Genomic DNA, 13,352 nt, shown 5'->3' with positions numbered 1-13,352 from the left:
TGTCAGTACGTTGCAGGCCAGCACCACCCAAAAAACCAACATAGCCAACCGCTTCTTGCTGACAGGAAAGTCATAGATCCATCGTATACCCGCAGCATCAACCCAGCAGACGCAGCTCACTGCACTGATGTACCGACCACTCGTCGTCACTGTCCTGCATTCAACGCATACAACATTACCCGTTCTGTGTCCCTGAGATTGGCATATAGCGCCGCTAATAAAGCGGAAGTTACTCTGGCGTTAATACGTCAAGAACATGCAGCAGAGGAATAGATCTCAGACAGACATCAACTTACTGAACACCCAATGCAAACATCGATAAGAACAATCGTGATGTCACCGATTCCACTGTGATGCAACCTCACGTCCCCATCCAAATTAATGAAGACATCCCAATCTGGCACATGCATGCGATAGGTGTGATTGAGTGAGTTGCTCAATGTAAGCATTGCTAGTCTTTTTTACGACTGTATAAGGGTTCATTGGATACCTCACTGATGCGTTCACTGGCTCCTGCAGGGAAACCTTAAATGAGCTTTTTCTTAACAAATGAACTTCGTTCGATATCTCTCTTAACATACAGTGTTCACCAAGGTAGGTAGTTTATTTCCATATGGACTTGATTCATCTGGTGCATCTCATTGAGTACTTTCGTTGAAATATACGATCAGCAAAGCTCGCTTCTTGGACACCAATGCCACAAGACGAGCCAGACAATCAGTCACACAGCACCTCCCAGCACACAACTAGCACCGCTGCTACCCAGACACCTCAATCAACTAGAATCCACTGGTATGGAATCTCGACTGTTCAATGCACCAGCGAAAAAAGCGTTGGGCCAACACTTCCTTGTTGACCGTTACTACATCGACCGCATCGTGCATGCCATCGATCCTCAACCAAACGACCACATGGTCGAAATTGGCCCCGGCCAGGGCGCGATCACCCTGCCACTGCTGAAACGCTACGGCTCTCTGACCGCAATTGAGTTGGATCGCGACCTGATCACTCCGCTGACCGCTGCTGCTGCACCACTAGGCAAATTGACCATCATCCACCGCGACGTGCTCACTGTGGACTTCTCCATTCTGGCCAAACAAGGAAATAACAAGCTGCGGCTGATCGGCAACCTTCCCTACAACATCTCCTCACCGATCCTTTTCCACGTACTACAACATGCTGCAATCATCGCCGACATGCACTTCATGTTGCAGAAAGAAGTAGTGGACCGCATGGCGGCCCCTCCAGGTAGCAAGATCTACGGTCGGCTCAGTGTCATGCTACAAGCTTGGTGCGAGGTGACTACAATGTTCGTGGTACCACCTGACGCCTTCCAACCACCACCGAAGGTGGATTCGGCGATAACCAAACTAGTGCCACGTGATCCAGCCAAAATCCGTATCGCTGATACAAAGCGTTTCACCGACATCGTGCGTGCGGCATTCGGTCAACGTCGCAAGACACTGCGTAACGCCCTTGCCGGTGTATGCACACCAGCCCACTTCGAAAATGCCGGGATACGCGCTGACGCACGTGCCGAACAACTGGAAGTGACGGAATTCATCGCGCTCGCCAATGCCAAGGACATTTGAACGGCATTCATACGCCACTTTGCTTACACTGCACACATGCAAAACAATCCCAGTTCTCAGATCGAGGTGGTTGTCTCGTCCCGCTTCCTCGACAACCAATCTAACCGTAATGAAGGCCGCTATGTCTTCGCCTACACCATCCGGATCTACAACACTGGGCATATCGCTGCACGACTGATCGCACGCCACTGGCAGATTACCGACGCCAACGGTAAGGTCGAGTACGTCACTGGCGAGGGAGTCATCGGAGAACAACCGCGACTGCGTCCAGGCGAAGAATTTCGCTACACCTCTGGGGTAGTGTTGGGAACCGAACAGGGCCAGATGCAAGGACATTACGACATGATGGCCGATGACGGTACCGAATTCACCGCCACAATTGCCCCATTCGTACTCAGTGTGCCGCGAACACTACACTGACGGAGGCGCATAGATGAGCATCTGGGCCATCGGTGACCTGCAAGGCTGCTATGACGCCACCCAACGCCTGCTGGAAAATATCCGCTTCGACCCTTCGCAGGATACGTTGTGGTTTTGCGGCGACTTGGTCAATCGCGGCGGTCAATCGTTGGAAACACTACGCTTGGTACATTCACTCCGCACCCACAGTGTCGTGGTACTGGGTAACCATGATCTTTCACTATTAGCAATCACCGTCCGCAGCGAAGAGGAGCAAAACAAGGTCAATCCCGATCTGCTACGCATCATCACCGCTGAGGACCGCGACGAAATACTTACCTGGCTACGCATGCAGAAACTGATTCATGTCGATCGCACCGCCGGCTGGATGATGGTGCATGCAGGATTAGCACCAAAGTGGACGACTCAGATGGCGGAGAAACTGGCACAAGAGGTCGAACAGCAGCTACACAGCGCCGAATACCATAAGCTGCTGCACAGCATGTATGGCGACAAGCCCGATTGGTCGCCAGCGCTGAGCGGCTACAACCGCAGCCGTGCAATCATCAATGTGCTGACACGCATGCGCTACTGTACTCCACGCGGGCGAATCTCCACCGAGGACAAAGGAACACCGGGAACACAAACTCAAGGCATGTATCCGTGGTTCGAAGTGCCAGGCCGGGTTGAACGTGATCTCAAGATCGTCTGTGGCCATTGGTCGACGCTGGGATTGACTATCACTCAAGGCATCCACGCAATCGACACTGGTGCAGTCTGGGGCGGCAAACTGACCGCATTGCAGATCGACACCGACGAATTGCGCCTAGTACAGGTACACGGCCTGTCAGTCGAACATCCACCACCCACACCACGTCGACGAGCAAAAAAGCGCCCCAAGCGCTCCAAAAAGTAATCACCGAACATCACTTATTTCCACTTCAGCCTTCAAAGCAAGCATTACGCTGACCCAGGTGGATCTTGTGCTCGGACAAAGTCAAACAGATCTCATTAAGACATGTTGTCAATCGGTCATCGTGCATGAGGTCGATCAACCAAACCTAACAATATCCTTGGGAACCATGAATAGCAGGCGTGTCTTACGCACTAAACGCCTACCTGGCTTGATCAGTAAATATCACATACACCTCTCCAAAGATGCAGTACACGTACTTGCTGGAGTCAGGAACATCTTTTTTGAATAGCCGTTTGGAGCATCACGATGGTTGCATTGCTTTTTCACAAGTACTTCCGGCACCTTAAGCTTGAACTTCTCTTGAACGTCTATCTCATGCATACGAGCGTTCTCCTGCTAAAGAGCCTTCCTTAAGACCAACAACAAAGCGATACGTACCTCGACACTTGATTCGTCACTTATAGAATGTTTATCTGGTCTAGACTCTGTTAACACTCATGATGCTGAGGTAATTTCCATTCAGGACCGCGGGTATGAAAATCGCAGCAGGCTCTTGCTGAGTATGGCTGGAAATGGCGTGGTCTACCAAGCGCTTCGGCCACTTCTACACAATTTACACATGCATGAAGCCATGGACGAAGCCGAACGAGCTGAATCGAGCCTTGGAATTACCTCAGCAAGCGCAGATCGTGTAGATCAAGATCCAGGTTGTGTCACTTGACAACTAGCATTGTGAAGATGCATCCGGACGGCACCAGCACACCCCCAAAAACACTCCGCCGGCTATCGGCAAATGCAATGGTGGATGGCGCACCAAGAGCCGCCTTTACACGGCGGACACTTGTACGACCATCTATCGCCTAGATAAGCACATGATGTGCCGAAAGGTTACGAATAGCTCAAGTGGCTTGGGCCGCCGAATCGCCCATCGCACCCGCTCATGAACCATGCTGATGAAAACCACAAGATCCGCACGATTTACTTTAAAGAGACACCAACGCCTTGCCGTTTCTGGCTTCCGACTCAGCAAGCGCTTGCAGATACCTACTCAATCCACCGTCTCAGCGCGACCAACACTCAGCCAACAATGATTGACAGAACAAGCCCGGTAACTACCGTACTGACATAGCGGAAATAGATCTGCTGAAACGCCCAGAGCAATGGGTGGGCTTCGGCTCACTTCTGCTCGACTATGCGCTCAGCTCACAACCGGAGAGCACCAAGCCGATGGCCAGCAACATCCCACCAACTTTAAAAATCATCCTCATTTTTCAGTCTCCATGCAAAAATTCAATCAGGGCATGGTAACACAGGTTACGGTTTTGCTTAAAGGGTAAGGGAATCCGATTTCACAACACACGGCCCAGCTCTTTGGGGATTGCACAATCCAAAGGCAAGACAGATCCATTGACACTTGAGAAAGTAGCGTTAACAGCTCAGGTCCGGTACTGGCATTTGAGGAATTACACGCGTTGCTAGCCTCTTAGCGTGCTAGGGGAGGCCGTCGAGTGGCCGAGCTATCCACATTCACAGTGGATAAGCCTGTTGACGAAGCCGGATATGACTATATGCAAATACTATGGATATAGGCCGGTTTCCACCTCGATACTTTACGGCGAGCGACAATATTCTGTGTCCATCTTAACTTCAATGTGGACGATGAAATGTCACGAATACCGGCGGAAGCCGCCGCGATCTTTCTCCTCGCAAATGCCTCACCAGCTTTCGCACAAGATTCCGAGAAACAAAATATTGCCGTAAGTGGCTCGGCGTCGATCGCCTCGGACTATCGCTTCCGGGGCGTCTCGCAGACCAACAAAGCAATGACCATTCAAGGCGGATTCACTCTTTCGCACAAGAGCGGCGCATATGTCGGAGCCTGGGCGGCCAATCTGGCGTACTGGGGCACGTTCGGCGGTGCCAATATGGAACTCGATCTCATCGCCGGCTACAAGCTGGCCCTAGCCAAGAAGACCATGCTCGACATCGGCCTCACTTGGTACGTGTACCCGGGAAGTGCGAACAATACAAACTTCGCTGAATCTTATGTAAAGCTGAGCGGCACGACGGGACCCATAGCTTTGACGACGGGCTTTGCTTATGCGCCCAAGCAAAAGGCGCTAGGCCATTGGTATTTCACCGGTACCGATGCCGCAGCCGGCGTCTACAACGCACCATACGATAAACAGGACAATCTCTACCTTTGGGGCGACGCCGCAGTCGCACTCCAGGGTACCCCGCTCACCGCCAAGGCACATATTGGCTATTCCAAGGGCAATCCGGGCCTGGGACAGAACGCCACGAGCATCGCACCAACCGGCAAATATTGGGACTGGTCGCTTGGATTAGACGCCAGCTGGCACAACCTGACACTCGGCGTTTCCTACGTCGACACCAATATCAGTCGCTCGGCTGCAGCCTATCTCCAACCGAGCTTCAGCAAAGGTCAGGACGGCATCGGGTCCATCGCAGACGGTGCAGCCGTTGTCTCGCTGACAGCGGCGTTCTAAAGGAGATGAGCCATGTACGATTTGCTTTGGATCGCAATCATGCTCGGACTGGTGGGCCTGCCACTCGCCTATGTTCACCTGTGCGATAACGTTTGAGGTCATGCGATGACACTCGATTTCTGGCTCGCCGGGCTGACCACACTCGGCCTTCTGGCTTATCTCGTGGCGGTGCTCGTCCGCCCCGAACGCTTCTGAAAGGAACACACTCATGACTCTCCAGGGCTGGATCCTGATATTCGCCTTTACCGGCATCCTATTGCTGCTGACCAAGCCTGTTGGCATTTGGCTTTTCGCGCTCTATGAGGGCCGCCGCACGCCGCTTCATGTCGTGCTTGGCCCAATCGAACGCAGCTTCTATAAGCTTGCCGGCATTGATCCCTCAATCGAGCAAAACTGGCGCCGCTACGCGGTGCACATGCTCATCTTCAACGCCGTGCTGATGCTGTTCACCTATGCGGTGCTGCGGCTTCAAGGCGTGTTACCGGGTAACCCGCAGGGGCTGACAGGTGTGAGCGAGCATCTCTCGTTCAACACCGCTGTGAGCTTCACCACAAATACCAACTGGCAAAGCTATAGCGGCGAGTCGACCATGTCGAACCTCAGCCAGATGCTGGGCCTTACGATCCACAACTTCCTATCCGCAGCGACGGGTATCGCGCTCGCCTTCGCCATGTTTCGTGGTTTTGCGCGTCGCAGCGCAACGACGCTCGGCAACTTCTGGGCGGATTGCACGCGGATCACGCTATATCTCCTGCTACCTGTTTGCATCCTCTATACGCTCTTTCTGATCGCAAGTGGTGTGCCCCAGACGTTGGCAGGCACCATCGACATCAACACACTCGAGGGTGCCAAGCAGATCCTGGTCACCGGGCCAGTGGCCTCCCAAGAAGCGATCAAGATGCTTGGTACCAATGGTGGTGGCTTCTTCAATGCGAACTCAGCGCACCCCTTTGAGAATCCGACGGCACTCACCAATTTCGTGCAAATGCTGTCGATCTTCGTGATCGGCTTCGGCCTGACCTGGAGCTTCGGCAAGGCAGTGGGTAACACCCGTCAGGGTTGGGCAATCCTGGCGGCGATGGTGATCCTGTTCCTGGCTGGCGTCAGCGTCACTTACTGGCAGGAGGCAGCTGGCAATCCAGTCATTCATTCCCTCGGCGTCGCAGGGGGTAACATGGAGGGCAAGGAGGTCCGCTTCGGTATCGCGGCGTCTTCCCTGTTCTCTGTCGTCACGACAGCAGCCTCGTGCGGTGCTGTCAATTCCATGCACGACAGCTTCACCGCGTTGGGCGGCATGATCCCACTGTTCAACATCCAGCTAGGCGAAGTCGTGGTCGGCGGCGTCGGCGCGGGTATCTACGGCTTCCTGCTATTTGCGATCCTCGCGGTATTCATTGCTGGGTTGATGGTTGGCCGCACCCCAGAATATGTCGGCAAAAAGATTGAGGCGCGCGAAGTGAAGCTAGCGGTACTGGCGATCGCGGTGCTGCCATTGATTATCCTGGGCTTCAGTGCGATCTCATCGGTGCTCCAACAAGGGTTGGCAGGCCCCCTCAACAAGGGACCGCACGGCTTTTCGGAAATTCTCTACGCTTTCACGAGTGCGGTCGGGAACAACGGCTCAGCCTTCGCGGGGCTCACTGCCAACACGCCTTATTACAACGGCATGCTGGGCGTCGCGATGTGGATTGGCCGCTTCTTCATCATCGTGCCGATGCTGGCGATCGCCGGCAGCCTGGCGACCAAGAAGTACATACCAGAGAGCGCAGGTTCGTTCCCAACCACTGGCGGTCTCTGGACCGGCCTGCTCGTCGGTATCGTGCTGATCTTGGGCGGCCTCACCTTCCTACCGAGCCTTGCACTCGGTCCCATTGCCGATCATCTCGCGATGATTCGCAGCCAACTCTTTTAAGTGAGAACACCACTCATGGCTCACGCATCCACTAAATCCCTGTTCACCGCGGAGCTCATCGTTCCGGCCATCGGTGACGCTTTCAAAAAGCTCAATCCGAAGGAATTGATCCGCAACCCCGTGATGTTCGTCACGGCCTGCGTAGCACTGCTCATGACGATCCTGCTAGTCATTGGCAACGATACGTTGACCATGGGGTTCAAGCTACAACTCGCCATCTGGCTCTGGCTCACTGTGCTGTTCGGCACGTTCGCTGAAGCGCTGGCCGAAGGCCGCGGCAAGGCCCAAGCCGCCAGCTTGCGCGCCACCAAAGCCGAACTGACTGCCAAGCGGTTCAAGGACGGTCGCCTCCAGGATGTCGCTGCCAACCAGTTGCGCGCCGGTGACATTGTGCTTGTCAGAACGGGCGAACTCATCCCAGCCGACGGGGAAGTGATCGAGGGTGTTGCCTCAGTCAATGAAGCAGCAATCACAGGCGAGAGCGCGCCCGTGATCCGCGAGGCGGGCGGCGACCGCTCCGCGGTCACTGCAGGCACGCGCGTGATCTCTGATGAGATCAAGGTGCGTGTCACTGTCGATCCAAACCAGGGTTTCCTCGATCGCATGATCGCGCTCGTCGAGGGCGCCAAGCGGCAGAAGACGCCGAACGAGATCGCGCTGACCATCCTGCTGGTTGGCCTCACGATCATTTTCCTCATCGCAATCGGCACGATTCCGTGCTTCGCAAGCTATGCAGGTGGTGCCATCCCGGTAGCAACCCTTGCGGCCCTGCTCATCACGCTGATCCCAACGACCATCGCTGCATTGCTATCGGCAATTGGCATCGCTGGCATGGATCGGCTTATACGCTTCAACGTGCTGGCCAAGTCAGGCCGCGCGGTCGAGGCAGCGGGCGATGTCGACGTGCTGTTACTCGACAAGACTGGCACGATCACGATCGGTGACCGTCAGGCAAGTGAGTTCCACCCCGTTAGTGGCGTTTCTCTCGCAGCATTGGCGGAAGCGGCGCTGCTCAGCAGTCTGGCAGATGAGACGCCCGAGGGGCGTTCGATCGTCGTCCTCGCACGTGATCGGTTCAAGGTCGCGATTTCGGCTTTGCCAGCAACTACTGAAGTGATTCCCTTCACCGCGCAGACTCGTATATCCGGTGTGAAGACCAGAGACGTGCTGATCCAGAAGGGCGCGGTCGATTCAGTCCTCAAGGCAAATCCGGGTGCAAGTGAGACTGCGGCCGCGACTGAACTGCGTCGCGTAACAGACAAGATGGCACGTGCTGGCGGCACGCCTCTCGCCGTCGCCCGGAACGGGCAGCTCCTAGGCGCGATATTCCTCAAGGATGTCGTCAAGGCAGGCATCCGCGAGCGCTTCGGCGAATTGCGCGCGATGGGTATCCGCACGGTGATGATCACCGGTGATAATCCTCTCACTGCTGCCGCCATCGCCGCCGAGGCAGGCGTCGACGATTTCCTCGCCCAGGCGACGCCCGAGGACAAGCTAGAGCTGATCCGCAAGGAACAGCAGGGCGGCCGACTTGTGGCGATGTGCGGCGATGGCACTAACGATGCACCTGCCCTCGCACAAGCCGATGTCGGCGTGGCGATGAATACGGGTACCCAAGCCGCTCGCGAGGCCGGTAACATGGTCGACCTTGATAGCGATCCAACCAAGTTGGTCGAGGTGGTAGGCCTTGGCAAGCAGCTACTGATGACCCGAGGTGCGATCACCACCTTCTCGGTCGCAAACGACGTCGCCAAATACTTCGCGATCATCCCTGCGATGTTTATGGCGTTATACCCGGGTCTCAGCGTCCTCAACATTATGGGCCTGGCGACGCCTGATAGCGCTATCCTATCGGCAATCATCTTCAACGCACTGATCATTCCGCTGCTGGTGCCACTTGCGCTTAAGGGCGTGCCCTACAAACCGATGGGAGCGGGACCGCTACTCGCTAGGAACCTTGCCGTCTATGGCCTCGGTGGCCTTATCGCGCCGTTCGTCGGCATTAAAATCATCGACCTTGCCATTAACGGCATTGGTCTGGTCTAAGGAGCATCATCATGGGCAACGATTTCATGACTTCACTGCGCCCGGCCATCATACTGACGATCCTGTTCGCACTGCTGCTCGGGATACTTTATCCTCTTACCATGACCGGTATCGGACAAGCCATTTTCCCGTCCCAGGCGAATGGCAGCCTCATTCATGACAGCAGCGGCAAGGTGATCGGCTCGACCGTCGTCGGCCAAGCGTTCATGTCCGAGCGCTATTTCCAGACCCGTCCTTCGACTGCCGGAAAGGGCTATGACGGTCTAGCCTCGTCAGGCTCGAATTTGGGACCGACAAGCCAGCCCTTGGTCGAGCGCGTCAAACAGGACGTGAAAAAGCGTCGTTCAGAAGGCGTGGTCATGATCCCGGCGGACCTTGTGACTGCAAGTGGCTCCGGGCTCGATCCAGATCTCTCTCCTGAAGCCGCGATTGCACAGGCCCCGCGCATTGCGCGCGTACGGGGTCTGCCCGAAAACCAGATTCGTGCACTGGTGCAACGAAGTATCGAACGCCCGTTGCTGGGGGTCCTAGGCGAGCCACACGTCAATGTACTGGCTCTCAATCAAGCACTCGACAGGATCGGTGGCACGCGTTGACGAGACGGAGACTAGCCTACCCTGAGGCCTTCCTACGCGCCGCTGCGCAGGAAGGCCGGGGCCGGCTCAAGATTTTCCTCGGTGCCGCGCCAGGTGTCGGCAAGACCTTTGAGATGCTCTCCGAGGCGGCTGCCCGCAAGAAGGCAGGCATCGACGTCGTGGTCGGTATCGTCGAAACCCATGACCGTGCTGAAACCGAAGCCTTAACAAGCAACCTTGAAATCCTGCCGCGCCACAACGTCAACCATCAAGGGCACACGCTCACCGAAATGGATCTAGACGGTCTGCTGGAGCGCCGCCCACAGCTCGCGCTGGTGGACGAACTAGCCCACACCAATGCAGTCGGTAGCCGGCACTCCAAACGGTATCAGGATGTCGAGGAGTTACTTGACGCGGGCATTGACGTCTACTCGACGATCAACATCCAGCATATAGAGAGCTTGAATGACGTGGTCGTCTCATTCACGGGCGTGCGCGTACGCGAGACCGTTCCTGACAGCATCCTTGAGACAGCCGAGATTGAGGTCGTTGACATTCCACCGGACGAGCTTATCGATCGGTTGAAGGAGGGCAAAGTTTACCTGCCCCAAGAAGCCACACGGGCACTCAACCATTTCTTCTCAAAGTCGAACCTGTCGGCGTTGCGCGAGCTGGCACTACGTCGCACAGCTCAAGTGGTCGATGCACAGATGCTCGAACATGTCCGCGCCAACGCACTCGGCGGAACCTGGGCGGGCAGTGAGCGGATCATCGTCGCAGTAAATGAGCTTTCAAGCTCCACCGGCTTGGTACGCGCCGCTAAACGTATCGCCGACGCGCTTCATGCACCTTGGACCGCTGTTTATATCGAAACCACACACACGCGCCAACTCGGTTCCGACGAGCATCAGCATCTTGCGGCAGTTCTCGCACTCGCAACACAACTCGGTGGCCAGGTGGCGACAGTTCCTGCAGCAAATGTGGTCGAAGGGTTGAAAGCCTTCGCGATCAACGCCCGAGCAACACAACTTATTGTCGGCAAATCGGTACGCTCGCGCTGGGTCGATCTGCGGTACGGCTCGGTCGCCGATCATCTTGTCCGCAAAACGCACGGTATCGCCGTCCACGTCCTACCATTAGAAAACGAGCAGCGTGTTGGGAACGGCAGCGCGAGACAGGGAGCACCCGTTGCTTCGGGCTGGGGCGCACCATCAGGTTATGTCTATTCAGTGCTCATGGTCGCAGCGATCACGGCAATCGGCTCGGTACTGCTCCATATCCTGAACCTCGGCAATATCGCACTCCTGTTTCTGCTGCCAGTCATGACGGCGGCAAGCCTGTTTGGTCTCCGTACTGGGCTGTTTGCTGGGCTCACTGCGAGTCTCGCCTATAATTACTTTTTCCTGCCGCCGATCGGTGCGTTCAACGTCAGCAATCCCGAGAACGTTATCTCGATTATCGTCCTCGTGGGCGTCGCCTTCGTCACTAGCCAACTTACTTCACGCGTCCGACTCCAAGCCGACATTGCATCAATGAGCGCACGCACCAATGCGGTTCTAGCAGGCTATCTGCGCCAGTTGACCGCACTCAACGATCCGCAGGATGTCGCCAACGCCGCCTGTATCGAGATCGCCCGCCTGCTTTCGCTTCGGGTCGTTCTGCTTAAGCGATCTGCGGCCGGATTTTCGATCCAAGCAGCGAGCGACGCGCGATCAGTGCTGGAAACGATAGAGATGGCCGCCGTCAAGTGGGTCGGTGATACGGGTCAGTCGGCCGGGCGAGGGACAGGTACGCTCACGGCGTCCGATTGGCAGTTCCAGCCACTCAAGGCCGGTGATCAGATTCTCGCCGTCCTCGGCCTCGCACGGGAAGATGGCAGCAATCCAATCCGCTCGGACCAGCTGGGTCTGCTCAACAGCCTTATCGACCAGACCGCCATCGCATTGGAAAGATTACGGCTCGAAGCGGAAATGCGCGATGTCGATGCAGTGCGTGAACGCGATCGGCTGCGCGCAGCGCTCCTCTCCTCCGTCAGTCACGATCTGCGCACGCCCCTGACCTCAGTGCTCGCTGCTTCGGCAGAACTCCGGCGTCGCTATAAAGATCCCCTGCTCGACACACTCGAAAGCGAAGCGACTCGTCTAAATCGATTCGTCACCAACTTGCTAGACATGGTGCGGCTCGAAGCGGACGCTCTGAAACTCAACATCGAGACAGTCGACCTTACCGACGCGGTCAGCGGTGCCCTCCGTGATACTCGCCAATCGCTGGATGGTCATCCGATTAATCTCGACATGGCACCAGACCTGCCGCTCGTGAAGGTCGATCCGCAACTGTTCCACCATTGCCTGCTCAACCTGTTCGACAATGCCGGGCGCTACGGCAATCCAGGAACGTCGATCCTCATTCGAGTTGAACAGTCTTACGAAAAACTGATCCTGTCGGTTGCAAATCATGGCGTTGGCCTTCCATCCGGTAGTGAAAAGGAAGTGTTCGAATCCTTCCGCCGCCTTACAGGCTCCGATCGCTCGATCAGCGGCACTGGGCTGGGTCTCGCAATCGTCAAGGGGTTCGCGGAGGCCATGGGCATGATGGTCGAAGCGCGGAACCGCGAGGACGGTCTCGGTGCTTGCTTCAGCATTCATTTTCCCGCGCAGCTACTGGTGTGGAACTCTGAGCAAGGAATGGACGTATGATGGAACAACGCGTTCTGATCGTCGATGACGATCTGCACATCCGCCGCCTGCTGCAAAACACGCTCATTCGGGCTGGCTATAAGGCCGTGGAAGCGACCACTGCAGCCGATGCGCTCGCTCTAGCAAAGTCCGCGCGGCCCGATGCAATCCTTCTCGACCTCGGTCTTCCTGACCGCGATGGCTTAGAGATCGTCACACTGCTGCATCAGCAAGGCACCGCGGCGATCATCGTCGTCTCTGCACGCGACACCACTGACCAAAAGGTGGCCGCGCTTGATCTTGGCGCCCAAGATTATGTCACCAAGCCGTTTGACAGCGAGGAAGTGCTGGCGCGGTTGCGGGCCAATATTCGTGATCGGGTCGAGGCACAGGGCGCTTCCGCGTTGGTCTGCGCTGGCGCCATCACCATCGATCTTGCCAACCGAATCGTCACCCGTGACGCAGTGGAGGTGCACCTGACCCGCAAGGAGTTCGAGGTTCTGCAGCAACTCGCGCTGCATCCCGGTCGCGTTATAACCCATCAGAGCGTGCTCGCAGCCGTCTGGCCCTATGAAGTCGACCGACGGATCGACTATCTGCGGATCGTCGTGAGGAACCTGCGCCAGAAGCTCGAAATCGATCCAGCACGCCCTGCGCTCATCATGAACGAACTTGGCATTGGCTATCGCTTGATGGCAAACGGATCGTAGCTTGCAGATCCTGTCGC

10 protein-coding genes are annotated in these 13,352 nt (G+C 56.1%); all 10 read left to right on the top strand.

Annotated elements, in window-relative coordinates:
- The first annotated feature begins 794 nt into the window (after window positions 1–794).
- The 10 genes from rsmA (at window position 795) to PLS229_RS04855 (ending at window position 13,335) form a co-directional block, all read left to right on the top strand.
- Window positions 795–1,592, top strand: a complete 798-nt coding sequence (rsmA, locus tag PLS229_RS04900; RefSeq protein ID WP_038270130.1) for a 16S rRNA (adenine(1518)-N(6)/adenine(1519)-N(6))-dimethyltransferase RsmA — start codon at window positions 795–797, stop codon at window positions 1,590–1,592.
- A gap of 36 nt (window positions 1,593–1,628) precedes the next feature.
- Window positions 1,629–2,012: a Co2+/Mg2+ efflux protein ApaG gene (apaG, locus tag PLS229_RS04895; protein WP_038270131.1), complete on the top strand. Its 384-nt coding sequence runs from the start codon at window positions 1,629–1,631 to the stop codon at window positions 2,010–2,012.
- A gap of 13 nt (window positions 2,013–2,025) precedes the next feature.
- Window positions 2,026–2,907, top strand: a complete 882-nt coding sequence (locus PLS229_RS04890; RefSeq protein WP_038270133.1) for a symmetrical bis(5'-nucleosyl)-tetraphosphatase — start codon at window positions 2,026–2,028, stop codon at window positions 2,905–2,907.
- Window positions 2,908–4,571: 1,664 nt separating this feature from the next.
- Window positions 4,572–5,417 carry a TorF family putative porin gene (locus PLS229_RS04885; RefSeq protein WP_114867100.1) on the top strand — a complete coding sequence of 282 codons (846 nt, stop codon included), beginning with the start codon at window positions 4,572–4,574 and terminating at the stop codon, window positions 5,415–5,417.
- Between the two features lie 105 nt (window positions 5,418–5,522).
- A complete protein-coding gene (gene kdpF / locus PLS229_RS04880) occupies window positions 5,523–5,612 on the top strand; it encodes a K(+)-transporting ATPase subunit F (protein WP_038270136.1) in 90 nt (29 codons plus the stop codon).
- A 13-nt stretch (window positions 5,613–5,625) separates the two neighbouring features.
- Complete coding sequence (kdpA, locus tag PLS229_RS04875; RefSeq protein ID WP_038270138.1) at window positions 5,626–7,329, top strand: potassium-transporting ATPase subunit KdpA; 1,704 nt, start codon at window positions 5,626–5,628, stop codon at window positions 7,327–7,329.
- A 15-nt stretch (window positions 7,330–7,344) separates the two neighbouring features.
- Window positions 7,345–9,375, top strand: coding sequence for a potassium-transporting ATPase subunit KdpB (gene kdpB / locus PLS229_RS04870; protein ID WP_038270140.1), 2,031 nt, complete (start codon window positions 7,345–7,347; stop codon window positions 9,373–9,375).
- A gap of 11 nt (window positions 9,376–9,386) precedes the next feature.
- Window positions 9,387–9,971, top strand: coding sequence for a potassium-transporting ATPase subunit KdpC (gene kdpC / locus PLS229_RS04865; protein WP_038270142.1), 585 nt, complete (start codon window positions 9,387–9,389; stop codon window positions 9,969–9,971).
- Window positions 9,972–10,084: 113 nt separating this feature from the next.
- Complete coding sequence (locus tag PLS229_RS04860; protein WP_230428201.1) at window positions 10,085–12,646, top strand: sensor histidine kinase; 2,562 nt, start codon at window positions 10,085–10,087, stop codon at window positions 12,644–12,646.
- A complete protein-coding gene (locus tag PLS229_RS04855; protein ID WP_200866177.1) occupies window positions 12,643–13,335 on the top strand; it encodes a response regulator in 693 nt (230 codons plus the stop codon). Before PLS229_RS04860 ends, PLS229_RS04855 begins: the two co-directional genes overlap by 4 nt.
- The last annotated feature ends 17 nt before the right edge of the window (window positions 13,336–13,352 follow it).

It is taken from the genome of Xylella taiwanensis, from assembly GCF_013177435.1.
Taxonomy (GTDB): domain Bacteria; phylum Pseudomonadota; class Gammaproteobacteria; order Xanthomonadales; family Xanthomonadaceae; genus Xylella; species Xylella taiwanensis.
The sequence above is the reverse complement of the archived record's forward strand: the minus strand, read 5'-3'. Positions and strand labels throughout refer to the sequence as shown.